The 25578-nt window shown below is 31.3% G+C and carries 25 protein-coding genes and 2 pseudogenes; 15 read left to right on the forward strand and 12 right to left on the reverse strand.

Translation table 11 applies throughout. The features are described from left to right. Positions 1-25: 25 nt before the first annotated feature. Positions 26-895 (forward strand): alpha/beta hydrolase, encoded by an 870-nt coding sequence (locus GSY47_RS14675; protein WP_179006822.1) that lies wholly within the window; start codon positions 26-28, stop codon positions 893-895. 32 nt (positions 896-927) lie between these two features. Beyond that, positions 928-1476 (forward strand): hypothetical protein, encoded by a 549-nt coding sequence (locus tag GSY47_RS14680; RefSeq protein WP_179006820.1) that lies wholly within the window; start codon positions 928-930, stop codon positions 1474-1476. Positions 1477-1534: 58 nt separating this feature from the next. Here the strand turns inward: GSY47_RS14680 and GSY47_RS14685 are convergent. Then, a pseudogene (locus tag GSY47_RS14685) lies at positions 1535-2422 on the reverse strand (YifB family Mg chelatase-like AAA ATPase); the annotation flags it as partial. Between the two features lie 41 nt (positions 2423-2463). Here GSY47_RS14685 and GSY47_RS14690 point away from each other — a divergent pair. Further along, entirely contained in the window at positions 2464-4236 is a 1773-nt protein-coding gene (locus GSY47_RS14690; protein WP_219071424.1) for a recombinase family protein, read from the forward strand. Between the two features lie 226 nt (positions 4237-4462). Here GSY47_RS14690 and GSY47_RS14695 read toward each other — a convergent pair whose 3' ends face one another. Together GSY47_RS14695 and GSY47_RS14700 are read right to left on the reverse strand one after the other, a co-directional pair. Beyond that, the gene (locus GSY47_RS14695) at positions 4463-5077 is read right to left on the reverse strand and encodes a hypothetical protein (RefSeq protein WP_219071425.1); all 615 of its coding nucleotides are present in this window, start codon (positions 5075-5077) and stop codon (positions 4463-4465) included. A gap of 53 nt (positions 5078-5130) precedes the next feature. Further along, complete coding sequence (locus GSY47_RS14700) at positions 5131-5628, reverse strand: hypothetical protein (protein WP_219071426.1); 498 nt, start codon at positions 5626-5628, stop codon at positions 5131-5133. A 107-nt stretch (positions 5629-5735) separates the two neighbouring features. Here GSY47_RS14700 and GSY47_RS14705 point away from each other — a divergent pair, with 107 nt between their 5' ends. Then, positions 5736-5996: a helix-turn-helix domain-containing protein gene (locus GSY47_RS14705; RefSeq protein WP_219071427.1), complete on the forward strand. Its 261-nt coding sequence runs from the start codon at positions 5736-5738 to the stop codon at positions 5994-5996. A gap of 99 nt (positions 5997-6095) precedes the next feature. Here the strand turns inward: GSY47_RS14705 and GSY47_RS14710 are convergent, their stop codons facing one another. Further along, positions 6096-6998, reverse strand: coding sequence for a helix-turn-helix domain-containing protein (locus GSY47_RS14710; RefSeq protein ID WP_219071428.1), 903 nt, complete (start codon positions 6996-6998; stop codon positions 6096-6098). 1450 nt (positions 6999-8448) lie between these two features. Here GSY47_RS14710 and GSY47_RS14715 point away from each other — a divergent pair. After that, on the forward strand, positions 8449-9126 hold the full coding sequence (locus GSY47_RS14715; protein WP_219071429.1) for a recombinase family protein: 678 nt from the start codon (positions 8449-8451) through the stop codon (positions 9124-9126). Here the strand turns inward: GSY47_RS14715 and GSY47_RS14720 are convergent. Beyond that, a complete protein-coding gene (locus GSY47_RS14720; RefSeq protein ID WP_219071430.1) occupies positions 9123-9794 on the reverse strand; it encodes a hypothetical protein in 672 nt (223 codons plus the stop codon). The two genes, GSY47_RS14715 and GSY47_RS14720, sit on opposite strands and share 4 nt — an antisense overlap. Before the next feature lie 164 nt (positions 9795-9958). Between GSY47_RS14720 and GSY47_RS14725 the strand changes: the two genes are divergently transcribed. From GSY47_RS14725 to GSY47_RS14740, 4 genes are all read left to right on the forward strand, one after another. Then, positions 9959-10243, forward strand: coding sequence for a hypothetical protein (locus tag GSY47_RS14725; protein WP_219071431.1), 285 nt, complete (start codon positions 9959-9961; stop codon positions 10241-10243). A gap of 99 nt (positions 10244-10342) precedes the next feature. Then, a complete protein-coding gene (locus tag GSY47_RS14730) occupies positions 10343-11212 on the forward strand; it encodes a hypothetical protein (protein WP_219071432.1) in 870 nt (289 codons plus the stop codon). A 1-nt stretch (position 11213) separates the two neighbouring features. Next, complete coding sequence (locus tag GSY47_RS14735; RefSeq protein ID WP_219071433.1) at positions 11214-11564, forward strand: hypothetical protein; 351 nt, start codon at positions 11214-11216, stop codon at positions 11562-11564. Beyond that, a complete protein-coding gene (locus tag GSY47_RS14740) occupies positions 11542-11787 on the forward strand; it encodes a hypothetical protein (RefSeq protein WP_219071434.1) in 246 nt (81 codons plus the stop codon). The genes GSY47_RS14735 and GSY47_RS14740 overlap by 23 nt, the downstream gene beginning before the upstream one ends. Before the next feature lie 73 nt (positions 11788-11860). On the opposite strand, the gene GSY47_RS14745 is transcribed toward GSY47_RS14740, so the two are convergent. Continuing rightward, positions 11861-12067 carry a hypothetical protein gene (locus GSY47_RS14745; protein ID WP_219071435.1) on the reverse strand — a complete coding sequence of 69 codons (207 nt, stop codon included), beginning with the start codon at positions 12065-12067 and terminating at the stop codon, positions 11861-11863. A 48-nt stretch (positions 12068-12115) separates the two neighbouring features. Next, positions 12116-12370, reverse strand: a complete 255-nt coding sequence (locus tag GSY47_RS14750) for a hypothetical protein (RefSeq protein WP_219071436.1) — start codon at positions 12368-12370, stop codon at positions 12116-12118. A 128-nt stretch (positions 12371-12498) separates the two neighbouring features. Between GSY47_RS14750 and GSY47_RS14755 the strand changes: the two genes are divergently transcribed. Then, complete coding sequence (locus tag GSY47_RS14755; RefSeq protein ID WP_219071437.1) at positions 12499-13596, forward strand: IS3 family transposase; 1098 nt, start codon at positions 12499-12501, stop codon at positions 13594-13596. Positions 13597-13612: 16 nt separating this feature from the next. Further along, a complete protein-coding gene (locus GSY47_RS14760; protein ID WP_219071438.1) occupies positions 13613-14776 on the forward strand; it encodes an IS3 family transposase in 1164 nt (387 codons plus the stop codon). Positions 14777-14788: 12 nt separating this feature from the next. Here GSY47_RS14760 and GSY47_RS14765 read toward each other — a convergent pair whose 3' ends face one another. Continuing rightward, entirely contained in the window at positions 14789-15082 is a 294-nt protein-coding gene (locus GSY47_RS14765; protein ID WP_219071439.1) for a hypothetical protein, read from the reverse strand. Positions 15083-15281: 199 nt separating this feature from the next. Between GSY47_RS14765 and GSY47_RS14770 the strand changes: the two genes are divergently transcribed. Both GSY47_RS14770 and GSY47_RS14775 read left to right on the forward strand, forming a co-directional pair. Continuing rightward, positions 15282-16463 carry a hypothetical protein gene (locus tag GSY47_RS14770; protein ID WP_219071440.1) on the forward strand — a complete coding sequence of 394 codons (1182 nt, stop codon included), beginning with the start codon at positions 15282-15284 and terminating at the stop codon, positions 16461-16463. Between the two features lie 58 nt (positions 16464-16521). After that, positions 16522-17406, forward strand: a complete 885-nt coding sequence (locus GSY47_RS14775) for a hypothetical protein (RefSeq protein WP_219071441.1) — start codon at positions 16522-16524, stop codon at positions 17404-17406. Between the two features lie 128 nt (positions 17407-17534). On the opposite strand, the pseudogene GSY47_RS14780 reads toward GSY47_RS14775, so the two are convergent. Beyond that, positions 17535-18194 (reverse strand): annotated as a pseudogene (locus GSY47_RS14780) (magnesium chelatase domain-containing protein); the annotation flags it as partial. A gap of 155 nt (positions 18195-18349) precedes the next feature. Here GSY47_RS14780 and GSY47_RS14785 point away from each other — a divergent pair. Beyond that, a complete protein-coding gene (locus tag GSY47_RS14785) occupies positions 18350-19048 on the forward strand; it encodes a DUF1963 domain-containing protein (RefSeq protein ID WP_179006786.1) in 699 nt (232 codons plus the stop codon). A gap of 35 nt (positions 19049-19083) precedes the next feature. On the opposite strand, the gene GSY47_RS14790 is transcribed toward GSY47_RS14785, so the two are convergent. Then, on the reverse strand, positions 19084-20061 hold the full coding sequence (locus GSY47_RS14790; RefSeq protein ID WP_246611335.1) for a Gfo/Idh/MocA family protein: 978 nt from the start codon (positions 20059-20061) through the stop codon (positions 19084-19086). A gap of 313 nt (positions 20062-20374) precedes the next feature. Between GSY47_RS14790 and GSY47_RS14795 the strand changes: the two genes are divergently transcribed. Then, positions 20375-21691, forward strand: a complete 1317-nt coding sequence (locus GSY47_RS14795; protein WP_179006782.1) for an ammonium transporter — start codon at positions 20375-20377, stop codon at positions 21689-21691. A gap of 366 nt (positions 21692-22057) precedes the next feature. Here the strand turns inward: GSY47_RS14795 and GSY47_RS14800 are convergent, their stop codons facing one another. Continuing rightward, positions 22058-24145 (reverse strand): protein-disulfide reductase DsbD family protein, encoded by a 2088-nt coding sequence (locus tag GSY47_RS14800; RefSeq protein WP_179006780.1) that lies wholly within the window; start codon positions 24143-24145, stop codon positions 22058-22060. Further along, the gene (tilS, locus tag GSY47_RS14805) at positions 24145-25455 is read right to left on the reverse strand and encodes a tRNA lysidine(34) synthetase TilS (RefSeq protein WP_179006779.1); all 1311 of its coding nucleotides are present in this window, start codon (positions 25453-25455) and stop codon (positions 24145-24147) included. The genes GSY47_RS14800 and tilS overlap by 1 nt, the downstream gene beginning before the upstream one ends. Between the last annotated feature and the right edge of the window lie 123 nt (positions 25456-25578).

Genomic DNA, 25578 nt, shown 5'->3' on the forward strand with positions numbered 1-25578 from the left:
ATACCGAATAATTACAGCCAAATTAATGAACAAATTTATTACCCTAGCTTTTCTCCTTTTATCTTCCTCTTCAGCATTCAGTCAAAAAAGCAAAATCAAAACTACAGAAACTGCTAAACCATTTGTTTTAGGGGTTATTGACGAAATTCAATCAAAGGAATTAAATGAAAAAAGAGTTCTAAACATTTATCTTCCTGAAGGATACAATCCTTCTGAAGATACAAAATATCCAGTTATATATTTGTTGGACGGCTCTGCGGATGAAGATTTTATTCATATCACTGGTTTGGTTCAATTTAATAGTTTTGAATGGATCAATCAGGTTCCGAAATCAATTGTAGTCGGAATTGCAACAGTCGACAGAAGAAGAGATTTTACATTTCCAACAACAATTGAAAATGATAAAACTCGTTTTCCGACTACAGGTCATTCAAATCAGTTTATTGCTTTTATAGAAAAAGAATTACAGCCTTTTATTGATAAAAAATATAAGACCAACGAATCTAAAACCATAATCGGGCAATCTTTGGGCGGACTATTGGAAACAGAAATTCTACTTAAAAAACCGTATCTCTTTAACAAATACGTGATTGTAAGTCCGAGTTTATGGTGGAATAATGGTTCTATACTGGATTTAGATTCTGAAATACTGCAAGAGAATTTTAAACAGCAAACAGACATTTATATTGCCGTTGGTAAAGAAGGATTAACGCCAACAGAAATTCCAAGAGTGATGGAAGTTGATGCTAATGTACTGGCTGAAAAAATAAAAGCCTCTAAAAGCAAAAACATTAAAGTCTATTTCGATTATTTTCCGGAAGAAAACCATGGAACTATTCTGCATCCGGCGGTTGCGAATTCTTTTAAATTCTTTTATTCGACAAGTAAAGAATAAAACTAATAAACTACTCTCGAAATAAAATAAATATGATTATTAGTTATCAACTTAACGCAAATGATTTTTTACAATATCAGCTATATACAGCTTCAAAATCCGATAGAATCAAAAAGAAAAGACGTAGAAACAAAATAATAATTCCTCTAATTTACATTGCCGTCGCAGCTTTTTATCTTTATTCAAATGATACACAAGGAGCTATTATTTTTTTTTCATTAGGATTCTTATGTTTTTTTCTCTATTCATTTTGGGAAAGAAGACATTACATAAAACATTACGAAAGCTTTATAAAAGAAAATTATAAAAATCGATTTCACAAAACTATTGTTCTTGAAATTGACCAAGATTTTATCTCATCAAAAGACATTAGCGGAAGCGAAATTAAAATAGCTACAAGTGAAATTGAAGAAATAAACGAAATAAGTTCCTCACTTTTTATACAGCTGAATATTGGTAATTCACTAATCTTACCAAAAGACAAAATACAGAATATTAATGAAATGATACCATTTCTAAGACAACTTGCTAACAGCTTAAATGTAAAATACAATATTGAAAATTATTGGAAGTGGAAATAATTTACAGAAAAATATGAAATGTAAATTATTATTATTTACATTTCATATTCTAGTAATATTACCCCAACCACCCTTCTCTATCCAAACTTCTATATTGAATTGCTTCTGAAATATGATGGGAAATGATATTTTCTGAATTATCTAAATCAGCAATAGTTCTGGAAACTTTCAAAATCCTATCGTATGCTCGTGCTGAAAGATTTAACCTTTCCATGGCCGTTTTGAGTAATTCCTTTGAAGCTTCATCTAAAACGCAGTATTCTCTAATAAGTTTACTGCTCATTTGAGCATTATAGTTTACATTTTCTATTGTTTCAAATCGTTTGGTTTGAATCTCTCGCGCTGCAGTCACACGTTTACGAATTTCGACACTGCTTTCTGCTTTTTTATCATCAGCCAATTTTTCAAATGGGACAGGCGTGACTTCAATATGAATATCTATTCGATCTAAAAGTGGACCCGATATTTTACTCATATAACGCTGCATATCATGAGGAGAAGTTGTATTGGGTGAACTGGGATCGTTAAAAAAACCGCTTGGACTCGGGTTCATGCTAGCCACCAACATAAAAGAAGACGGATACGTAATTGTAAACTTAGCACGCGAAATAGTCACTTCACGATCTTCTAACGGCTGGCGCATTACTTCCAAAACATCCCGTTTAAATTCTGGGAGTTCATCTAAAAACAAAACGCCATTATGCGCCATTGAAATTTCTCCCGGTTGCGGGTAACTTCCGCCTCCAACTAATGCCACATTAGAAATAGTATGATGCGGACTTCTAAACGGCCGTTGATTCATCAAACCAACTTCTTTTAATTTTCCTGCTACGCTATGAATTTTGGTTGTTTCTAAAGCTTCACGCAAAGTCATTGGTGGTAAAATACTAGGAACTCGTTTCGCCAGCATTGTTTTTCCTGCGCCGGGCGGACCAATTAAAATGATAATATAGTAAACAAATACCATTTTTGGTTTATCTTTGCAAAATGAAGAAGGCAATTATATTAGTGAGAGTGAGTACATCTGAACAAGATTTTCAAGCTCAAATACAAGACCTCAAATATTATGGACACTCTTTAGGTTATAAAGAATTTCATATAATTGAAACTAAAGAAACTGCATTCGCTGATTTGAACCAAAAAATTGGGACCACCGAAATGTTCAATTACATTGAACGGAATCCTGAATACAATACTGTCCTGACAACTGAGATTTCTAGGCTTGCAAGAAGACAAAGCATTTTACATTCTATCAAAGAATGGTGTCTAAATCAACAGATTCAAATTTATATAAAAGATTTAGATTTCAAATTGCTTGATGAATCAGGAAAGATAACACAGCAGGCTGAAATGATTTTCACATTGTTTGGTTTGTTTGCTGAATCCGAGGTAAAACAAAAACTTGAAAGGTTTCAACGAAAAAGAAAGGAGTTGATGCAATTAGGTTTGTCAATCAGTGGCAAACTTTTGTTTGGATATAATAGAATGATGACCGAAAGCGAAAAGAATACGCTTGTAATAAATGAAAGTCAAGCTACCATAGTGAGAACAATCTTCAATTGGTATCTTAATGGCTTGGAAAATGTAAAAAATCCGTCAATAAAAACAATATCACTTGAATGCATTAAGCGTGGTTTCCATTCTTATACTCATAGTAAAAGAAATGTTAACAAGTTACTCAAAGAACAAGCATATACAGGTGAGAAAACAACCAACAATAAGCGCAAAAATCCAAAATTTGGTATTGTTTTAAACGAATCTGAATATCTTACATCAGCTAATAAGATTAGATATCCTGTTATTATTGAAAAGGAAATATTCAACAAAGTACAAGACAAACTAAAATCAAATATTACACAAGGTGATAAACAAACTAAACATATTACCTTGTTATCAAAGTTGATAAATTGCCCGTCCTGTGGTCGAAAGTTGCAAGGCAACTACAGAATTAATAAGGGAGAACAAAAAAACAGCTATCGTTGTACTAGCCGAGGTGATTCAAAACCTTGTTCAAGTACTAAATCATTAAGCATGAATCTTATTGACAGTGCTGTTTGGTCATTGATAAAAGCAGATTTGCCTGCTTTATCAAAAGTTATAAATGAAATCAATCCTGATAAATACTTATCTCAGCTTGAAAATCATTTACAAAACTTTATTGCTAGAGAAAATGATATAAAAAATGGTATAAATGAAAATATTGAAATTCTTAAATCAGTTAGAAAGCTCAGAAGTTCCAACATACTTGAACTTATAGATGCTACAGCTAAAAAAATTGAAAATCTTGAATCTGAACTGAATAAAATCCAACAAGAAAAATCTAAAATAGAATCCAATAAGTTATTGATATATGACAAGCAATCAAATGTTGAATCAGTAATCACTGATAATCTTCAAACAATAGAAGGTTCAAAAGAACTATTAAAAAAGTATATAAATAGTTTTATATACTCAATAAACATAATCGAGCACAATGTTAAGCATACTGTTCTTGAAATTGTCTTAAGAGATTACAGCTATTCAAGCGATATTCTCAAAATTTTTCCTATACTTAAAGATGCAGAATATATCATACTCGACAAAACAGTGACCAGACAAATCAAAGGTGCTTATTACAGGTCTAATTTAAGTTCTTCGATATACACAAATCATTCCTCATTGAGTTTAGGTGAAGTAGCTTCGATTATAAAAAATGAACTGAGAGAAAATAAGCTTGAAATAGGAACTGATTTGAAGTTTAATAAATTACAAAATTTATAGAAATATTAAAGATAATTGTGGTCCCAACTCTTAAATATTGTATGATGCATTATAATAGACTAATGAAATGCATTAATTGCTCTTTAGTTATATCACTAGATGAATATCATTTACACCAAAAAATTGAGGTAAGTAAAAGAAATATCTTTTTTCAATAGGTTTCTATTCAATAAGAAAAGCCACTTGAATAGAGTGGCTTTTGTTTAATGTTTTTTTTAGAAGAATCTTATTTTTTTGGAATAGCTGTAAATGTGCCTTTACTGATGTTGAAAAATTTTTCTTTTATCTGAGTACCATTGCAGAATCCAATATTAGAATATCCATTGCTATTGCTTAAGTTACTAATTGTAAATTCTCCTTTTAGAGTTTCGCCATCAAAGCTGGTTATTTTAACTTTTCCGACTGTTTCATCACGAACAAATAAGCTGGCAGTTGTATAACATACAGTTGGGTCTTTTGCCAAAGGTAAACCCAAAACTAAAGCTACTTCAATATCAATATCAATATCGTATGTCTTATTTACCTGCAATGTCTTATCAGAAGTTATAATGTTAAAATCAGTATAGTGATAGTATTCGTCTGCTTCTCCTTTTATTGAAACGCTTGAGCTAATAGTGTATTTGCTGTCAGCAGTGTTTGTAACCTGTTTCTTTTCCCAAGTAGTTGGAAAAATATCATAATCATTTATTTTTTCATCATGAATTGATGTGTATTCCGTTTTATTATCTAATGTAAAACTGAATGAAGATTTAGTGGAGCTTTCAGAGTTCTCTTGTGATTCATCAGAAGAGCAGTTAACAGTTAAAATTCCGATTAATATTAAAAGTATATTTTTTTTCATTGTTTATAGTATGATTAAGATTAAATTTATTGGTGTTTTATAGAATTGAATTATTAATATTCCCAACCCTTGTCCAGTTTGCCAGTATGAAATCCTTCGCTAGCATTGATTTCTTTAAAAATTAGAGCATTCCCTAACTTTTCGTTATGCTCAAACGTATATGTTCCGTAACTGCAATTTCCAAGTGACCTGATTTTTTTCGCATAAGAACTTGAACTTTCCGCTTCTTCCTGAACACTGCCAATAGATAAAGTAACAGGAGGCTGTTCAGTCCAATCACTGGTTATGTTATCTGATGAACGCCCTGTATTTGATAATATCATATTTGATTTCCAGCATCTTATTTGAGTATCTGTTATTTCGAATCTGTAATATGTTATCAGACCGCCTCTGCTGACAATTTCATCGTGCCATTTTCCCTTGATAAAATTTTCAACACTTTCGATAGAATCAATGTTGCCTCCTTTCTTATAGCTTTTCAGTCCAAAAGCAAAAACTAGGAAAACTATAGAAAAAATAAAGAATGTTGTTGGGGTAAAGATTTTTTTCATTTTTTTTTAGTTTTAGATTATAGGCACAAACATAATCAAAAATTCTAATATATAGTGTACTTTATTATAGAGTACCTCAAAACAGACAAAATATTGAGATTTGGAGTATGAAAGATTCAACTCCAAAAGACAGCATAAAAGAATTGCAAGCTATCGCATTGCGTTTAAAAGAGCTAAGAAAAGCTAAAGGATACTCTAACTACGAACACATCGCATTCGCATTAGAAATGAGTCGTTCCGCATATTGGAGACTTGAAACTGGAGCCAACTTCGAGTTGAAAACTCTAATAAAAGTTTGTAGATTATTAGATGTAAGCTTGGAAGAGTTCTTTAAAGGCATTAACATTCCCAATTCCAAAACAAAGTGATTTGAACGCTAGCCATTTTTTATAAAGCTCTCTGATACAAAATATGTTTCTGGATTCTGCTTATCATGTATTTTCAGCACCTTATAAATCTGTTCATTCTTAGTCATTATATTTTTGGTCAATTACTCGACCTGCTGTTTTACTATTGTGATGTGTTGTAAAGGTTTTGGCTTCAATTTCATCATGGGTTTTGTTGTGTTGTGCATCAATAAACCATTGCAATACCTTCTTATGAGTGTCTTTACGTTGGTTAACAGTTCCCCCTGTCATTTTGTTTTCAATTATCTTAACACATTCCGCTTCAGTTATTCTTGATGGTGCAACTTGTACGGGTTCATTGATGATGAACTTTTTTATTATCAGATTTATATTTTCAATGTTTAGCTGGTCGGCACTTTTAAGCGTACCATTAGCAATTGCAGTTTTAAAATACTCGATGCAATTTTCAATATCGACGTACTTGTCTTGCCTAATTGATTTGTCAATCTCGTCAAAAATTATATTAGCATAGTCTTTTAAAACTAACGGTTTAACATCAGATTCAACTGCTAAGATTGAACCATCTAGTGGGAGACTTATGTGTTCCGTTGATGGTATTTGCTCGGATGGGTCGTATGTATTTTCCACCTCTGGTGCTTCCAATTCGGTAGTTTCCACGGATTCTTTGTTTAGGTTTCCGTATTCACTTATTTTATATGTCCACATATTAAAGCGTTTATCTACTTTGGTTTGTATGATATACCCAGCCTTTTTAAGTCTTTTGATTGATTTACCTATTGTATCATCGCTACACCCAAATCGATTTGCATACGTCATAACATTAAATATGTAACTATCGTCATCGCTTAGGATGCTAATAATGAGCAACTTATCGAAATGAGTTAGTTTTTTATTATATAGGATTGTGTTTGATACTAGGCTGAAAGTTCCTGCTTGTCTTTCTTTCACGTGAAATGTTATTCTATTGTACTTTTTTGGTTGGGTCAGTTTTTTCTTTTCCATCTTGTGAGGCTTTATCTTAGCGTTATAATTTTGTCCTTAACCTAGACTAAGAGCTGGGCAGGTGTCGACTCCTGTTTATCCCAGCACTAGGGATTTTTAGTTAAAGCGGTTTACTCCGCTAGTTATATTCAAGTATACTCATACTCATTGAAAAGGTCAATACTTATTAAAATAAATTGGTAGGTACAGGTTGGGTCGTTGAAGTGTTGTTTATTATAAGGCACTGACCCATCATAACAAACTATTATACCGTAAAGTGGCGGTATTGCAACAACCCCAGTAAAATCATCAATACTACAAAATATGATACCGTAATTTTGCGGTTCTTAACTATATAAGTTATTGCTGGCGGAAGTAGACAGCGGATAACTGTGAGATAAAAGAAAGATATGTCTTATGTGGTCTTGATGACCACAAAGACAAGTATAAAGGATAAGACAATACTTCAACACAAACAGATTAATTCAACTCAAAGATTATCAAATAAACTCCAACGTAAGGGAAAGGGCGAGCGCAAAGGTTATCTACTAGAGGAAACTCCCACCCCCAGTTAAACACAAGGATAGACTAGCAAGGCAGACGCAGTTGCGCAGTAAGCTTAGGTACAAAGATTGTCAATACTATTCCAACAAAAGGAAAGACTAAAGACAATACGCTTCAACGTAAAGAGAATCCTGCTCTATCACAAGTAATATAATAGGAAGAGATAGAGAAAACCCTCTCAACAGGGTCGATGGCGCAAACTGCCCCTAAATGTTATGGTCAAAATACGTCTGTAGCCTTTGCTATTACTGGTGTTGCAACGTATCTGTAATAAATAGCTATGATAGAGAGATAAATTAAACCTTATCAGCCGTTTCCTGTACCACTAAGTGGAGTATTGTGTTCCTATAGAACTAAAGATGCTCCTGTAAAAGCTGGAGGGGGCTGAAAATGAAGTAATCAACCTCAACAGACAATTCAATCCCCCCTGAGTCCTTCCTATCCCCTGCAAACACTGAGTTTTCAGAGTCAAGTTACCTCCCCCTGTAATGCCCAAAATGTACACATTGCTTCTCCGTAGCTCTGATATGTCCGTAAACTACGCTGAAAAATTTCTGAGAAAAAAATCCAAATAAATTTTTAACGATATTTATAAGTAAAAGAGACCATGAAAATAGTAATAAGCTTTTCTCAACTAAAACAAGTACTGAAGACTCAAAAAGTCAGATACCCGCTATCGTTCAAAGCGATGAACTTCACCGATAAGGAAATTGAAGAGTTTTCCCGATTGCTACAATCCAAAGAACGAGGCTAAGACCTCGCCTTTTTGTGCTCAGAAACGACCCAAAAATCCGTGAGTCCAGGAAATCCAGGATTTTTCTAGGATAGTTTAAAAAAAACCTGGACTATTGCAGTGTAATAATTCATAAACGGTCGTCTAAGGATTATTACACCTTAAATTTTGACTATGAAAAAATTTGTATCTTATTATCGTGTTAGCCGAAAAGAACAGGGAGTTAGTGGTTTAGGACTGTCTGCTCAGAAAAGCTCGGTCGTAAAATATGTAGAATCACAAAATGGTGTCATTATTAATGAGTTTACTGAAATTGAAACAGGAACCAATAAGCGTGAACGTATAGAAATCCATAAAGCAATTCAATTAGCTAAAAATGAAAATGCGGTTCTGATTATAGCCAAATTAGACCGTTTAGCTCGAAATGTAAATTTTGTGAGCTCACTAATGGATGCTGGCATTGAGTTTCTAGCTGTTGACATGCCATCAGCAAATAATTTTACTATCCATATTTTTTCGGCACTGGCAGAACAGGAAGCAAAACTTATTAGTTCAAGAACTAAACTTGCATTAGCAGAGTTAAAGAATAAAGGTGCATTGCTAGGAACACCAAAGAATCTTAATAATGAGGCAAGAGCCAAAGGTCTTAAGAAAATAAAAGAAAATGCCATTAATAACGATAGGAATAGACAAGCTCAGTTTGTTATTTTAAGCTGTAAAGAAAAAGGAATGAGTTACCGTGAAATAGCTACCTATTTAAACAAATTAAATTTCAAGACTAGATATGGCAATCAATTCTTTGCTACAACTGTTCTTCAATTATACAATAGAATACATACACAATTAGTTTAATTTTTTTTTAAATTGTTTTTTTTAATAATCTCATCAATATAATTAAGTGTCCTTTGTACTGTTTTACTACCATGACAATTTTCATATAAAATTGATGAACCACAAATACAGTTACGTATACCTGATATAATGTACTCTCTATAATCGGCAATTAATGAGTACAAAGTTTTTACTCCGTCATTAAGTTCATGGGGAAAAATAACTAAATCTTTAATTTCTTTACTATCTCTCCCGTAATGTATAATCAACACATTTAAAATTTCAAAAATCATAAAATAATCATCGATAGCTTGCTGTTTTCTATAATTGCAACGGATATTAGGAACATAAATTCCATCATCAACATCATCCATAATAAACAATAACTGATTAATATTTTCTGAATTTGGACAAGATATATCAATATATTCTCCATCTGGGCTTTCCCAAATAGCATGTTTTTCGGCTTCAATGAAATAATCATTATCATAAACTGACCAACCATATCGAATTTTGCCTTTGGATAATTGTATCTTTTTATTAACATTATTATAGCAATCACTTGGAACTGAAAATGATTCAGTTTTGATTGGAATAGTAATCAATTCATATTGCCTACCTTCAAACCTTTTTAATAATTGCAGTACAGGTTCTGTTATTTCTGTTGGGCTATAATAATTAAAAAACATAGTAATAATATAAAATTTCGACAAAACAAATCTAATAATTCCAACAAATTAAATATTAGATACTTATAAACATTTTGAACTATAAATAAGTTAGTAAAAGTTACAATTACAAATACAGCAAGCTTTTTTTATTCATAAATTAGTAAAAGATAAAAGATAAAAAAATGGATAAAGAAGCAATTAAAAATGAGTTAGTCCGAGAAGGGGAATTGATAATAAATTCTACAAGAAACCCTGTAAAATCTAGCGTAGGAATTAGTAAACTAAAAGCTCTAGCAAATCATCTTGGCACTATAGAAGATTTTACAAAAAAAATAAATTCTAAGTTGAATGAAATTCTGAAAGAGCATAACATAACAGAATTTGAAAGTGAAGAAGAAAAAAATGAGCTTATTCAATACTTAAAACCAACAGTTACCGAGTTGATTAGAAAATATACTTTGGGTTAAAAACAAATTACTGTTAATAATTCCTTTAAAAATACTTAGTAAGGATAATCTTATTTGAAGATTTTTATTACTATTATTGTGAAAAAATATTAACAAAATATGAGTACACCAAACATTAATAGTAATATCGAAGTTTATAAAAGATTACTAAAAGCATTTTCTGTAGAATCTTTAAAAACAATTTTTAATCTTAGTGATTCAAAAGAGAGGCAAGCTGGATTATTAATCAATATTACTAATACACATAATGTTGCAACACTTAATAAAATTATTTTTGATAATTTTTCTTTATTAAAACAATATGTTTATGTTTACGAATTTAAAGGAGTTCTAACAGACACTTGGCTAGACAAGCATCCAGCTTTTATAAATAGCCAAAAAATAACAAATAGCCACTCTATTTTTAATTTGTTGGTTCCTATTGTATACGAGGGCTATAATAAAGCTAAGGGAACTATCGACAAATTTAATTTCTTAGTTCCTGTTCAAATACACAAGAGAAAAACTGTTCTTACCATTCATATCAATATTCTTGAAAGAGATATTTCTACCATTACAACAGATAAAATTATTGGTGCAACTCGTGATTTAAATGACGAAGCTATCTTAAAGACTATAGTTCCTTTCGCAAACCCTATAAATTTATTTAAGTATGATTTAAACAAAGGAATTAAATATCTATGGGATATTGATGAAATAGATGCATTAAAAGTCAAATTTAAAAAAAATGATTCAACATCTCACGAAGTAATGGATGCAGGTAAATTGATAAAAAAACAGATGCCACTCCTTTATGCTGAATTAATTAAAACACCTATAAGACACACAATATTTCGTATATTGCAAAGGCAAAATCTTGTAAACCATTTTGCTATTGACCCATCACTTGGAATAATAAATTTTTCCGTATACCCTCCATTTTTAAACGGAACCAATGATTTAATTGATTTGATTTTAGTAAACAATTAATATGTTTAAAAAATTTTTTGATAAAAAAGCTTCTATTATTGAAGAAACTAATCCCGACAACATTTCTGTTGAAAATGTGAGAAGTTTTTTTAATATTTCTACCAGATTAGCTAGACTAATCTGCAAATTAGCTGTGCGTCAAGGAATATTTAAGAGAAAATTTGCCGTCGAATGTAAAAATGAATCTTGTGGTGTAATTAATGTTTATGACACCATAGAAGAAATTCCTGAGCATATAAATTGCTTAACTTGTGAAATAGAAGGTTTAAATGACTTTTCATTTAAAACTAGCGAGCTAAATATAGTTGAATATTATCAATACATTGAAGATGGCGACAAAAAGTCAAGTTAATATATATCAAGCATTAACCGACTTAGTTCTCAAGGCGGTCATCGTTATGGCAATTGTAATATGCTTTTTAATTGGTTTTGGTTTTTTAATATACCTGAACTACATAAACCGTCCTTGGCAAAATATGGCATTACTCGGTGCAGTTGATGCTATGCTTGCTTGGTCCTTCCCTTATATTTTAAAACATTATTTTCCCAATAAAAATTCAAATAATAATCCATAACTTTATTAAACTCTTACCTTATAATAAATTATAAAAAAGTGTGATAGACTAATTCTAAAATTGAGTTTTATAATTAAAATTCATGGATATCAGGTATTAAGTCAACCAACCATTTTTTAAACTCTTCACCATTAAAATCATCTTCAAAATCAATCGTGTATGCTGTGCCGTCTTTTGTTTGGGTCGCAATATAATCTCCTTTCAAAGCATTAATTTTTCCATTGATTTGTGATTTTTTTACTAGATATTTATCAGGTAAAGTAAATGAATTTGTAGTCATATCTATTTAGTTAAAAGTTTTAAATTCTGATTTTATTATAGAATTATTTCACCCAAGAGGAATCCAATCTATAATTGTTCCGTCACACTCAGGAGCACTAGGGCAATAAATATATTCAATACCATCTTCTTTAAAAACTTTGTAATCACCTACTTTATATATTTTATTGCAGTGATAACATACTATTTCGCTTGTTAGTTCTGGTATACTTGGAGTACCTCCAAAAGGATAGTTTTCCTTGAGATATTTTTCTTTGTCGTTAATAAAAATTTCTTCCATTTTAACAATAATAATGTTTATCAAAACATCAAATTTAATTAATATAAGTTAAAAATAGGAAGTTAAATATCAATATTTCAACCTTTTAAGCTTTGTTCTTTTTATTATTTCTATTTTTAAATTCACGCAATATAGAACATAAAATAATACAAATGGGAGAACGCAGACTTTACGACCGTAACTTTAAAGAGAAAGCAGTCCAATTAGGGTATAAAATTGGTCTTACAAAAGGCGCACGAGAGCTTGGTATTAAACCTCCGCTTATGACTCGATGGAGACAAGAATTTCTTGAATTTGGAACAGCAAGTTTCTGTGGACGTGGCAACTGGAGATTAAATAAAGAACAAGCAGAATTTTCCAAACTAAAAAGGAAACTAAAAAACGAGCTAAAAGAATCAGAACTTAAGCTTGAAATTTTTAAAAGTGCTAGTAAATACATTTCTGAATCCAACCTTACCATCTATGACTTTATAAAAAAACATTCAGACAAATACACAATTACAAAAATGTGTAAAGTTTTGGGTACAGATAAAACTACATTTGACAAATGGAAAAGTCAGACAATTTCGCAAAGACAGCATAGGGTAAATTTGTTGCAAAAAGAGATAACTTCCATATTTTATGAATTCAGAGAGTTGTATGGAGGTGCAAAAATTACAGCAGAGTTGCAAAGTAGAGGGTTTAAAATAAAAACAGGTCAAGTGTGTATTCATATGAGAAAACTAGGTCTTGTTAGTAAGATTAGAAGAAATTACCGACTTAAGACAAATTCACTTAACAGTCCCTATAAATTTCCAAATATTTTAAATCAGCAATTCACATTCGAAGAACCATGCAAGGCATGGATATCTGACATAGCCCGAATCCAAACATCCAACGGATTTTTGTTTGTAACAATTATTATGGATTTATATGACAGAAAAGTTATTGGATGGAATCTTAGTACTGGATTAACTATAAATGAAACAACAATGCCAGCATGGGAAATGGCTGTCAATAAAAGAAAACCAGAGAACGGACTTATATTTCATTCCAATAGAGGTATTCAATATGCTAACAAAATCTTCAGCCATAAATTAGACTCCTATAAGTTTATTAGAAGAAGTATGAGTCGAATAGGAAATCATTCTGACAATGCTGTGTCAGAAAGTTTTTTCAAATCTTTTAAATCTGAATTGGTTAATTTAAATATGCTTTTTACCAGAAAACAAATGCAAGAAAAAATATCTGAATATTTTGAAAACCTTTGACGATAAACTTCAGCCTATGAAAACATACGAACGTACTTTCAAAGTGAATGCAGTTAAATTAAGTTATGAGCGAGGTAAGGGACAACTTGCATGTCTTGCAAGAGAGTTGGGAATATCTCCAGATAATTTGTACAAATGGCGAAAAGACTTTGAAAAATTTGGAACAAGAAGTTTTCCAGGCCCTGGTCACCCAAATTTAACTGCGGAACAAGCTGTAATTACAGACCTTGAAAGAAAAATTAAAGATTCGAAAATTTCTCTTCAAATTTTAAAAAGAGGAACTAAATACGTTTCGCAAGGAAAAATACCGACTAAAAATTTCATTGAAAACAACAAATCTGAATTTACAATTGCTAAAATGTTAGCTGTTCTGGAAGTATCAGAAACAACATATTATAGAAGAAAAAAGCAAGAAGTTACAGATACAGAATCTCGAGTAATTTTATTGAAACAAGAAATTATATCTATATACTATGAATTTAGGCGAAGATATGGATGCTTCAAAATTACAAGAGAGCTTCAAAATAGAGGATTTAAAATAAAAAATTCTTCAGTAAAAAAGTACATGAGAATGTTGGGCCTGCGTCGAAAAATTAAAAGAAAGTTTAAGGTCACTACTGATTCATTTCATAATCACTATATAGTTCCAAATGTTTTAAATAAAGAATTTACAGTAAGTGAGCCTTCAAAAGTTTGGGTTTCAGATATAACATATATACAAACAACCAAAGGCTTTTTGTATCTTACTATTGTAATGGATTTATTTGATAGGAAAATCATAGGATGGAATTTAAGTACGACAATGAGCACTAAAGCAACAACTTTACCCGCTTGGGAAATGGCTGTTAATAACAGAAAAATCAATAAAGAATTGATTTTCCATTCTGATAGAGGAGTTCAATATGCTAATAAACTTTTCACAAATAAATTGGATTCTTATAATCGTGTTATCCGAAGTATGAGCCGTAGAGAAAACCATACTGATAATGCTGTCTGTGAAAGTTTTTTTACTTTTTTTAAAGCGGAATTACTTACTGGAAATAAGTTACTTTCAAGAAAGCAAACCAGAGTCGAAGTATACGAATATATTGAAAATTGGTATAATAAAAAAAGAAGGCATTCGTTCCTAGGTTATAAAACAATTGAAGAGTTTAATAAATTAAAAACTGAAAATAAGTGATTAATCAGCATATTAATCTTTAGTTTCCTTCGGCAAATAAATTGTAGGTGTATTTTTTTCTTCATCAGATAAATTCACATAATAGTCCGTTATAAAAATTGAGATGCTTTTATCAAGGTCCATTTTATTCATACCCACAAATTCAATACATCTATATATTTCAAAATCGTGGTCGAACAAGACATATAAATCATTATTGAAATTGGATTGAAATATTTGATAGCCTTCAAATATATTATATTTCGTTAATTGTGGTGGTTCTTCAGTGCGGATGCTTTTTAATTCAAAATTATGTATTGGTCTCATTTAGGCAAGAATTATTTGTTTATAGCTTTGTAAAGTTAAAAAGAATAGTCTCATGCTAACTGAATGTCGCTAACTTAATTTATCAACTTATTTATGTCCATAACTCACAGCTTTCTAATAATTTACTTTGAAAATAAATCTTAAATTAGCGAAAACATTTCATCGATTTCAAAGTCGAGAGTAGAAAATAAATTAAATTATGAATTGGAAATCGCCAGACCACATTGAGGACAATAAGTATGATTTGCCAGGAAATTGGTTAAAAATAGAATATTTTGAAGCACTAAATATTCTTTTCAGATTTGAAAATTCACTTCGAGTTTTTGTTTATATAATTCTAAAAAATGAATTAAAGGAAAAATGGTGTGACCTCTCGATTACCAGTGATGATGAAGAGAAGTCTACTATCAATGCCATCGCAAAAAAAAGAATTTCGCAAGATAAAAATTACGCTTACTTAGGTTATGTACTCAATAGCCAATTGTTACACCTTACTAGTGGTGAACTTATTAGAATAATTACATCTGACAGCTATTGGAAACTCTTTAAAAATTATTTTCTAGGAACAAAAGAAATAATTAAAAACAAGCTGGATGAAATAGGTAACGTTCGAAATTCGTTGGCACATTTCAGACCAATAAAAAAAGGAGATATTGAATTAATTAAGCAGAATTCCAATCACACACTTTCAGAAATAGAAAAAACCATTAAGGATTTTATAAGTTGTCCAGACATCGTCCCAACTAATACAACGGACAATTGGTATAAAGAATTAAATAGTATTGGAAGTTTAGAATGTGACATAAGCTTTAAACAGAGTAAGAACGAAGAATGGGTGAAACTAATTTTAACATTTCGTCCCCCAATTTTATCTAGAACAGAATTTTATTCGGGATATGGTTTAAAAACTCTTAATATAAAAGTAACGCAATTACTGACTACTTATAAAGCACTGACTAACCAAACAATTTGTGTAAACGAATATGTTCCAAGATTACATACTAAAAGTGATGTATCCATTAACCCTTACAAAGAAATAAGATTTACATTTGGTCGTAAAAATTTAGAAAAAAATTACCCAGAAATAAAATCTCAACTTGAAGAAATCGTCGAACAAATATCTAATGAAGTTGACCTTATTACTAATGATAATTTAGCAAGAGGGGTTCTTATTGAAGCAACTAACACGCAGATTATTAAGTCATCCAGTAAGCTTTACACTTGGGAAGGTTCAAAATTTGAAACGGAATTTGGCGAAAATTCGCCAGTTGAATATTGGGGTCGCTTAAATTATCCGACCTCTGATTTTGTTACAGATACTGAACAATACCCTTGGATGCCAGTAACGATTGCTGATGATAAAGAGGATTTACCTTTTTAACAGTCACTTGTTCATGCATTAAATTACTCAAACGATATTAAAAAGTAAAAGAATATAAATGATACCATCAAAAATACAAGCATTATTTACATTCATTGATTATTTAAATGATAACAAAAATGAGTATATCGAAAAATATATCCCGTTGACCAATGAATTATTAGAATTAGATAAAAAAAGACGGGTATTAAATCCTAATGAAAACTATAGAAGCAAACAACTGTATGATGAAGTTCAAAAAGAAATCGACATAAAATTTCCACCACTTATTAATTACGTTTATGAACCAATAACTAACAAACTTAAACAGTTAGAAATTTGGACAGGAGACGAAATGTTTCTAAGTATATGGAATAATAATATTGGTGATATATGCGATTTTAAAAGAGAATTTTCAATTGAAGATGTTCCTTTAATTATGGAGAGTAAACTAAAATATAAAAGTTTTAGAGAAGAAACCAACTCAAATTTTATGTGTTTATCCTTTGTTTTCACCTCATTAGATGAGATACTAAAAGAACTTTTTGATTTTTTTAAAGATACTGAAGAAAACGAATTTGAAAAATTTGAAAATAAGATATTAGCAGTCAACAACCTTGAAGAGGTTATTAAGAGTTTTGCCAATGACAGGGATTCAAATACAAGTTTTTCTTTTCCTATAGAAACCTTATTACCACAAAAACAACAGAACAAAACTCAAAAGAATTATAAAACTAAAATCAAAAATAAAATAGTTATGGGGGATAACATCAAAACAGGAGACATTTCAAATAAAAGCGGCCAAATTAACGTTGGAAAAGGAAACGTAAATGAATTTAATGATAACGATAATGAACTTGCAAAAAAATCCTTTAATTGGCAAAAATGGGGAATAATCGTATCATCTATTTTAGCTGTAATTGCTATTTTAGTGACTCTCAACTGGGATAGAATTGTAGGATAGATTTCTTCGCATTTTGATAAATATTATAGCAAAATCAATCTTCGTATTTTAATATTTAGCCTTAATTAGAGCCCGATTTTATATAAAATACTGAATATCATTAATTTAAAAGTGGTATTTCTGTGCCATATTTTCATGATGTTATGACCTCCTGCTGCCGCAATTTCCATACAACGTTTGATGCTCTCCTGACCACGAACATCAGAAAAATCATGTTCTGGAAAATCTAAGGTTTTATAAAATTCTGCTCTGGTATCTATAATTGTGGGCTCAAGAGTTCCTTTTCCTGAAAAGAAATCGATTATTTCTTTAAGATTGGTAACGCCATAAACATCAAGTCCCGCCACAATTGCTGCTTCTTTTACATTTTGAATAGGAAGAAAAAATCCTTTATACCCTTCTTCTTTTGCTTTTATAGCGATTGGTAAAGCACCGCGAATAGGCTGTAAACTGCCGTCAAGAGAAAGTTCGCCCATTATTATATAGCGTTCAATTTCAGGTGCTTTAATTTGATCTGAGCCAACGAGAATTCCCATTGCTAAAGTCAAATCATACGAAGAGCCTTCTTTTCTAAGATCAGCAGGAGCCATATTGATCGTAATTCTTTTCCCTGGCAGACCATAACCGTTGTTTTTAAGTGCTGCCGCAATTCTAAAACTGCTTTCTTTTATGGCATTATCTGGCAACCCTACTAAATGATAACCAATTCCTTTGTCCATGTGAACCTCGATGGTAATGGTTGTCGCTTCTACTCCAAAAACGGCACTTCCGTAAACTTTTACTAACATAAATAAATTCTTATAAAAAGTAAAAATATTTAATTAAAAGCAAAAAAATGTCATTTTTGTAAATATTTTATTACTTTATTTTTTGATACTAACTTTTTTACTTTTCATAGTTTAATTCTAAATTTAGCTTCCATTAAAAAAATCAAATAATTGCAATGAATGAAATTCAAAATATTAGAGAACTTTTAGCTAAAAAAGCAACAGCGTTTATTGCTGGAGGATTTAAGCCAACAAATTCTGTAAACGAAAGTTGGATTGGCAGAGTTTATTTATATAATGAAGATGAGGAAATTCCTAAAGACAATAATGGAAAACTAATGATTCCTCTATTTCAACTTTGTTTTGAAAATCTTCCTTATGTTCCAGAAATTTTAAAAGAAACAAAAATCATAACCGTTTTCATTTCTGAAGACTATCCAATGGATTTAAATAAAAATGGGAATAACTGGGTTTTACGAGAGTACAAAAGTAGAGATCGAATTGTCTTTAAAGACTTAAAAAATGAATCATCATTTATTAACCCTTTTCCTTTATCAAATAAACTTATCGATGAAGATTTTCCTGTTTGGGAAGATCTAAATATACCAGATGATATTATAGATAAAATTAATGAACTTGAAGATTCAGGAGAGCTTGATTCTTATCATTATTCTTTTGAGAATAGTCATGGTCATAAAATTGGCGGCTATGCAAGTTATTGCCAATCTGGAATTTATTATGGAGAAGATTATGAATTTGTGTTTCAAATTTCTTCTGATCAAAAAGCACATTTAAATATTATTGATAGTGGAAACTTCTACTTCGCCAAAAATAGTAAAACTGGTGAGTGGCTTTACTATTGTGATTTTTATTAATTTATAATACTTACTTTAAGTGTAACTTGATCGGATTAAGTAAAACTTAATCCGATTTGCGTCTTAATTTCTTCAACTATCTTACTCAAATCCAAACTATTTTGATGTGACCAAAGTTCGCTTTCTATTTGATTATTTAAAATACAATTATGACATTCAATCGCTTCATGAACATATCCTTTTCCTAACGCTGGCAGGCTAAAAACAGCTTCTTTCCCATTTTCATACAAAGAATATCCGTCAGCAATAAACCAAGGAGAGTTCAATTCTATTCTTCCTTCGGTTCCGTTTAGAGAGGCTTTCATATCTGAATCTGAAACTATAGAAGCATGTAAAACCGATTGCGCTTTTTCATATTGTAAAATAATTGAAGTCTGTAAATCAACTTGATTTTTATGCATCACAGCTTTTGCCAAAACCTCCTTCGGATTCCCTAATAGTACATAGGAAAGAAACAAAGGATAAACTCCAATATCAAATAAAGCCCCGCCTCCAACTTCTTTATCAAAAAGCCTTTTGTTCTCAGTTTCACTTCCGTAAAAAGCAAAATCGGCGTTTATGTAATTGACATTGCCTATTATTCCATTATTCACTTTTTGTAAAACATCTTGAATAGACGGAATAAAACGTGTCCAAAATGCTTCCATAAAAAACCTATTGCATTTTTTAGAAGCTTCAACCATTCTCACTGCATCTTGATAAGACAAAGCCATTGGTTTTTCGCATAAAACATGTTTGCCATTTTCTAAAGCTTTAATCGATAATTCGGAATGTGAGTTATGAGGCGTTGCGATATAAATAATTTCAACATCTTGATCTTCAAAAATCAAATCATAAGAATCATATACTTTCAAAGCACTAAACTTTTCTGCAAATTGCTGTCCTTTTGAAAAATCTCGAGAAGCAACAGCTGTTAGTTCTGCATCTTCTAGTAATAGTAAGTCAGAAGCAAACTGGCTCGCAATATTTCCCAAACCAATAATTCCCCATTTAATTTTTCGATTCTTCATCATTATATATTAATCATTAAAATAGTTAAAAAGATTAAAAAAATTCTGTTGTTAAAAAACATCAGCCATTTTTAATCAACAAATATCCAATATATCGTAAAAAGTAACAATCAATTAACCCAAAAATTATTAAAAGTCCTATTAAGAAAAAAAAAACGTTGTCAAATTATAAATTTTAAGTCCATTTTAACAAAGTCATGCAAAATTTACAGGGGTCAAATTTTAAATTTAACAAAAATTAAACATTGAACCCTATTTTTTTATGGGGTATCAAATCATTTTATACTTTTATCAAAAATTTTAAAACTAAATAACTATGCGAAAAATTATTTTAAGTGTGATTCTTATCACGATTTTGGTACTAACCTTTATATCAAACTTTATCATTGCAGACAATCCAATTCCTGCTGAAGCTGTTAAATTTGATACAGGAGATACTGCCTGGATGATCGTTGCAACTGCATTTGTATTGTTAATGACTCCTGGATTAGGATTTTTCTACGGAGGAATGGTAGGTAAGAAAAACGTAATTAGTACTATGCTTCAAAGTTTCATGGCAATGGTAATTGTTACTATTCTATGGACAGTTGTTGCTTTTGGATTAGCATTTGGACCGACTATTGGAGGAATTATAGGAAATCCATCTTATAATTTATTCTTCGAAGGAGTGGGAACCAACACAGCATGGAGCTTAGCACCAACTATTCCTTTTATATTATTCGCATTATTTCAGGCAAAATTCGCTATCATTACTCCTGCATTAATTACAGGTGCTTTTGCAGAACGTGTACGTTTCTGGGCTTATTTACTGTTTATGGTTTTATTTATCTTATTCATATACACTCCACTTGCTCATATGACTTGGCATCCTGATGGAGTTTTCTTCAAAATGGGAGTTCTTGATTTCGCTGGAGGAACTGTAGTACATATGAGTGCTGGATGGGCAGCTTTAGCTGGAGCAATCTTCTTAGGAAAAAGAAAAATTCAAAAAGTTAACCCTGCTAGAATCACTTACGTATTATTAGGAACTGGTTTACTTTGGTTCGGATGGTTTGGTTTCAACGCTGGATCTGCATTAGGAGCTAATGGTCTTGCTGCTCAAGCTTTAGGAACAACTACTGTTGCTGCTGCTGCAGCTGCAATGGCTTGGGTATTCCTTGATAAAATTTTAGGTCACAAATTATCTGCTCTTGGAGCTTGTATTGGAGCTGTTGTAGGTCTTGTTGCTATTACTCCTGCTGCTGGTTTCGTAAGTATCTCTCACGCTATATTCATTGGTTTATTCTCTGCAATTGTAAGTAACCTTGTAGTAAGCAAATTCCCTAAAGGAAAAATTGACGATGCTTTAGATGTATTCGCTTGTCATGGTGTTGGTGGTATGGTAGGTATGTTATTAACTGGAGTTTTCGCTTCAAAAGCTATTAACCCAGCTGTTGGCGACAACCAAGGTTTAATCTTCGGAACTCCAACTTTATTCCTTAACCAATTAACTGCTCTTGTTGTAGTATCAATCTTTGCTTTTGTTGGTTCTTATATTTTATTCTTTGTTGTAAATAAAATTACACCTCTAAGAGTTACTGAAGAAAAAGAAGAATTAGGATTAGACATCTCTCAACACGGAGAATTCTTGTAAGATATTAATTTTCACTTTCGCTTGATAAATAAAAAAGCGTCCTAAGCAATTAGGGCGCTTTTTTTGATGCAATCTAACGAAACTCCACCTATAAAAAATTTCATAAACAAAACATTTTGCAAATAAAATATCCCACCGCTGAAACATTTCTACCGATGAAACATTCCTACGGAATGGTAAATCGGTGTAAATAGTTTTTACCTAAAAGCAAACAAAATAATTATGCAAAAAGGCTGTCTCAAAAATCGAAACAGCCTTTTTATTTGAATTAATTTTAACCCCCAAAGAAAAATTAATTTGTGAGAATCCGCTTTTAAAGCTCAAAATTCTTAATTCTTAATTCTTAATTCTTAATTCTAAAAACAATTATTTAAAATTCGAAATTCCTTCTTTCAGCCATTGCAAATATTCTTCTGTACTAACGTAGCTGATTGTTGGTTTAGTATTATTTAAATTATTTCCTTCTAAATCTGTAATTACATACAAAGGTTGTGTATTCGTTTTATATTTAGAAATCATGAAATCTGTCCATTTATCTCCTGCTGTAATGATTTTATCTCCTGCAGCTGTAGTAAATTGTTCTTCTTTTGGAAGCTCACGTTTATCATCAACATAAAGCGAAATTAAAACAACATCATTTTTAAGAATTGGCAAAACCTCTGGTTCCGACCAAACATTGTTTTCCATCTTTCTGCAATTCACACAAGCATATCCTGTAAAATCTAACATGATTGGTTTTTTAATTTCTTTTGCATAAGCCAAACCATCTTCGTAATCATGGAAAACCATAATTCCGTGTGGCCCTAATTCTGCTCCTGCCGGTAAACCTTTTGGATCTGCATTTACCGTAGCATGACCTGATCCTCCAACCCCAAAAGGACTTTCGCTATATTGCGGTGGCGGCGGGAAAGCGCTGATTAATTTCAAAGGTGCTCCCCAAAGTCCCGGAATTAAATACATTGTAAATACTAAAGTTAGCAATCCTAAATACAATCTTCCTACTGAAATATGATTTGTTGGACTATCATGAGGCAATGTAATTTTTCCGAATAAATATAAAGTCAGTGCTCCAAAAATAGCAATCCAGATTGCAATGAAAACTTCTCTTTCTAAAAAGTGTAACTGTAAAACCAAATCGGCATTTGATAAAAATTTAAAAGCTAAAGCCAATTCTAAAAATCCTAAAACTACTTTTACAGTATTTAACCAACCTCCTGATTTTGGTAATGAATTCAACCAGCCTGGGAACATTGCAAACAACATAAATGGAAGTGCTAATGCAGATGAAAATCCTAGCATTCCAACAACTGGTGCAATCCCTCCGTTTGAAGCTGCTTCAACTAATAATGTTCCAACAATTGGTCCTGTACAAGAAAAGGATACAATTGCCAAAGCTAAAGCCATAAACAATATTCCAATTATTCCGCCTTTATCAGCTTGTTGATCCGCTTTATTTGCCCAAGAATTCGGAAGCATAATTTCGAAAGCCCCCAAGAATGAAGTCGCAAAAATGATTAGAATTACAAAGAAAATCAAATTAAACCAAACATCTGTAGACAAAGCATTTAAAGCATCTGCACCGAATATTTTGGTTACAATCAAACCTAAAATTACATAGATAGCAATAATTGAAAGTCCATAAAAAATAGCATTTCTAATTCCTTTTGCTCTGCTTTTACTTTGTTTAGTAAAGAAACTTACCGTCATAGGAATCATTGGGAAAACACATGGTGTTAACAATGCTGCGAATCCTGATAAAAATGCTATAAAGAATATTGACCATAAACTTCTTGCAGGAGCCTGTTCAGGAGCTTCTTTAGCCGCAACATCACTCTTCACTTCTTTTACATCGCTTTTTGCAATCTCTTCTGCAACTGGTTTTACAGTATCTACTGCAATTCCAACCGTTTTGGTTTCGTCTAGTTTATCCTCTTTTACAACTGGAATATCTTCCACTTTAAAAGTCGATGGAATCGCAATAGAGAATTTCTTGCTTGAATTGATACAAACTTCTTTACAAACCTGAAAATCAAAATCTACATCAACTGTTTTTAAGTTTGGATTAATGATTTTTATTTCCTGCTCTACATGGGCTTTTCCTTCAAAATAAGTTTCATCTACACCAAACACATCGTTAAAAGAGGTTTTTGTTTTTCCTTCCTTCGCTTTTCCCACTAACTCGTAATTTCCTTTTTGATTTTTAAAAGTAATTTCCAAAGCAAGAGGCCCGCCTTCTGGAGTAAATTGTGAATACATATGCCAGTCTTTTTCGATAACTGCATCAAAAATTAATATGGCATTATTCCCTTTCTTTTCAATTTTAGATGTCCATTTTACCGGTTCTAATATTTGAGCGTTAGTATTTGCAAAAGCAAAGAAAAACAAGAAAAGTAAAATAGTTTTAGTCCAAACGTTTTTAAACTGATTGTCCCTTAGAGTTTGAGTAAAGTTCATTATTGCAATTCTATTTTTAGTATATTATTTGTGGTTTTCTTTATTTTAAAACGTTCATCTTGTCTCATTCCAACAACCCAAATTATTTGATCATCAGAACATAAAATCCATGTTTTTTCCTTTTCAATCCTTGAAAGTTTTTCATCCTTAAAAAACTTACTTATTTTTTTAGATTTCCCATTCATTCCAAAGGGCTGAAAAACATCGCCTTCTTTCCATTTACGCAATATTAAAGGATACTGGATTTTATCGGCATCGACAAATATAACCTTATTTGAATCTAATGTTATGTGACTAACGTTACAAAGAGACATTTTTAAGGGAAAATTAACTTCTGTATCGTTTTCATTAATTTGATATTCAGCTTTTTCTGATGTTTCAGAAAACGGACTTAAAATTAATGCTTCTCTATTTTTCAACAACCTGAATTCTCCCGAAAAGATTTGTTTTCCCGACTGTCCTTCGACTAAATCATAAATGTCTTTCCAAGCAGAAAAACCAAATTCATTTAACCATTGATACAAATAAGATTTATAATTGGGAAGCTTTTTTAATTGATTTAAGTCAAAATGAATATCCTCTTCTGCTTCTTTTGCCACCTGCTGATAAATCATAATTGAAGCATCTTCCACCATTTCTTTTGACTCTTGAAGAAACGATTGTGTTTTTTGAAAAGCATCTAAAAAGTTAGGATTGATTTCTTTCAAAACGGGAATCAAATTATGACGAATCTTATTTCTTAAATATTTTGTTGAAGCATTACTGCTATCTTCACGCCATTCGATTTCATTTTCTTCTGCATATTTCAAGATTTCATCTCTAGAAAACGGCAGAATCGGCCGAATGATTTTATCGTTTTGTTCTGGAATTCCAGTTAAACCTTCAAGACCCGTTCCGCGTGTCAGATTGATTATAAAAGTTTCAAGATTATCATCGGCATGATGAGCGGTTAAAATATAATCGAAGTTTTTTTCTTCTAACATTTCATAAAACCAGCTATAACGAAGTTCTCTTGCTGCAACCTGTGTTGAAAGTTTATAATCTTTAGCAAAAGCTTCTGTATCGAAATGTGTGGTAAAAATTGGAATATTATTTTGTTCGCAATAGTTTTGAATGAATTCCTTATCTCCAAAACTTTCCAATCCGCGAAGCTGAAAATTACAATGCAAAACCGCAATTTCATAAGGCAGTTGATGCAACAAATGCAGTAAAACCATACTATCTAATCCACCGCTGACCGCCAGAAAAAGCTTCTTTTCTGCTAGAAAAGGAAATTTAGAGACTATATGATTCTGAAATTTTGAAAACATTCGATAAAAGTAAAAAATTAAATTCGATCTATTTTTAAATGAAATGTTAAGCGTTTTTTTTCGCCACAAATTCACGAATTATTTTGATAATCTTTGAGAATAAAAATTCGTGGCTTCAGCGAT

Source organism: Flavobacterium quisquiliarum, from assembly GCF_019308285.1.
Lineage (GTDB): Bacteria > Bacteroidota > Bacteroidia > Flavobacteriales > Flavobacteriaceae > Flavobacterium > Flavobacterium quisquiliarum.

What these genes read in the sequence shown, in the direction of transcription:
- GSY47_RS14675 (WP_179006822.1), top strand. Translation starts at nt 26, where the DNA reads ATGAACAAATTTATTACCCTAGCTTTTCTCCTTTTATCTTCCTCTTCA.
- GSY47_RS14680 (WP_179006820.1), top strand. Translation starts at nt 928, where the DNA reads ATGATTATTAGTTATCAACTTAACGCAAATGATTTTTTACAATATCAG.
- GSY47_RS14690 (WP_219071424.1), top strand. Translation starts at nt 2,464, where the DNA reads ATGAAGAAGGCAATTATATTAGTGAGAGTGAGTACATCTGAACAAGAT.
- GSY47_RS14695 (WP_219071425.1), bottom strand. Translation starts at nt 5,077, where the DNA reads ATGAAAAAAAATATACTTTTAATATTAATCGGAATTTTAACTGTTAAC.
- GSY47_RS14700 (WP_219071426.1), bottom strand. Translation starts at nt 5,628, where the DNA reads ATGAAAAAAATCTTTACCCCAACAACATTCTTTATTTTTTCTATAGTT.
- GSY47_RS14705 (WP_219071427.1), top strand. Translation starts at nt 5,736, where the DNA reads ATGAAAGATTCAACTCCAAAAGACAGCATAAAAGAATTGCAAGCTATC.
- GSY47_RS14710 (WP_219071428.1), bottom strand. Translation starts at nt 6,998, where the DNA reads ATGGAAAAGAAAAAACTGACCCAACCAAAAAAGTACAATAGAATAACA.
- GSY47_RS14715 (WP_219071429.1), top strand. Translation starts at nt 8,449, where the DNA reads ATGAAAAAATTTGTATCTTATTATCGTGTTAGCCGAAAAGAACAGGGA.
- GSY47_RS14720 (WP_219071430.1), bottom strand. Translation starts at nt 9,794, where the DNA reads ATGTTTTTTAATTATTATAGCCCAACAGAAATAACAGAACCTGTACTG.
- GSY47_RS14725 (WP_219071431.1), top strand. Translation starts at nt 9,959, where the DNA reads ATGGATAAAGAAGCAATTAAAAATGAGTTAGTCCGAGAAGGGGAATTG.
- GSY47_RS14730 (WP_219071432.1), top strand. Translation starts at nt 10,343, where the DNA reads ATGAGTACACCAAACATTAATAGTAATATCGAAGTTTATAAAAGATTA.
- GSY47_RS14735 (WP_219071433.1), top strand. Translation starts at nt 11,214, where the DNA reads ATGTTTAAAAAATTTTTTGATAAAAAAGCTTCTATTATTGAAGAAACT.
- GSY47_RS14740 (WP_219071434.1), top strand. Translation starts at nt 11,542, where the DNA reads ATGGCGACAAAAAGTCAAGTTAATATATATCAAGCATTAACCGACTTA.
- GSY47_RS14745 (WP_219071435.1), bottom strand. Translation starts at nt 12,067, where the DNA reads ATGACTACAAATTCATTTACTTTACCTGATAAATATCTAGTAAAAAAA.
- GSY47_RS14755 (WP_219071437.1), top strand. Translation starts at nt 12,499, where the DNA reads ATGGGAGAACGCAGACTTTACGACCGTAACTTTAAAGAGAAAGCAGTC.
- GSY47_RS14760 (WP_219071438.1), top strand. Translation starts at nt 13,613, where the DNA reads ATGAAAACATACGAACGTACTTTCAAAGTGAATGCAGTTAAATTAAGT.
- GSY47_RS14765 (WP_219071439.1), bottom strand. Translation starts at nt 15,082, where the DNA reads ATGAGACCAATACATAATTTTGAATTAAAAAGCATCCGCACTGAAGAA.
- GSY47_RS14770 (WP_219071440.1), top strand. Translation starts at nt 15,282, where the DNA reads ATGAATTGGAAATCGCCAGACCACATTGAGGACAATAAGTATGATTTG.
- GSY47_RS14775 (WP_219071441.1), top strand. Translation starts at nt 16,522, where the DNA reads ATGATACCATCAAAAATACAAGCATTATTTACATTCATTGATTATTTA.
- GSY47_RS14785 (WP_179006786.1), top strand. Translation starts at nt 18,350, where the DNA reads ATGAATGAAATTCAAAATATTAGAGAACTTTTAGCTAAAAAAGCAACA.
- GSY47_RS14790 (WP_246611335.1), bottom strand. Translation starts at nt 20,061, where the DNA reads ATGATGAAGAATCGAAAAATTAAATGGGGAATTATTGGTTTGGGAAAT.
- GSY47_RS14795 (WP_179006782.1), top strand. Translation starts at nt 20,375, where the DNA reads ATGCGAAAAATTATTTTAAGTGTGATTCTTATCACGATTTTGGTACTA.
- GSY47_RS14800 (WP_179006780.1), bottom strand. Translation starts at nt 24,145, where the DNA reads ATGAACTTTACTCAAACTCTAAGGGACAATCAGTTTAAAAACGTTTGG.
- tilS (WP_179006779.1), bottom strand. Translation starts at nt 25,455, where the DNA reads ATGTTTTCAAAATTTCAGAATCATATAGTCTCTAAATTTCCTTTTCTA.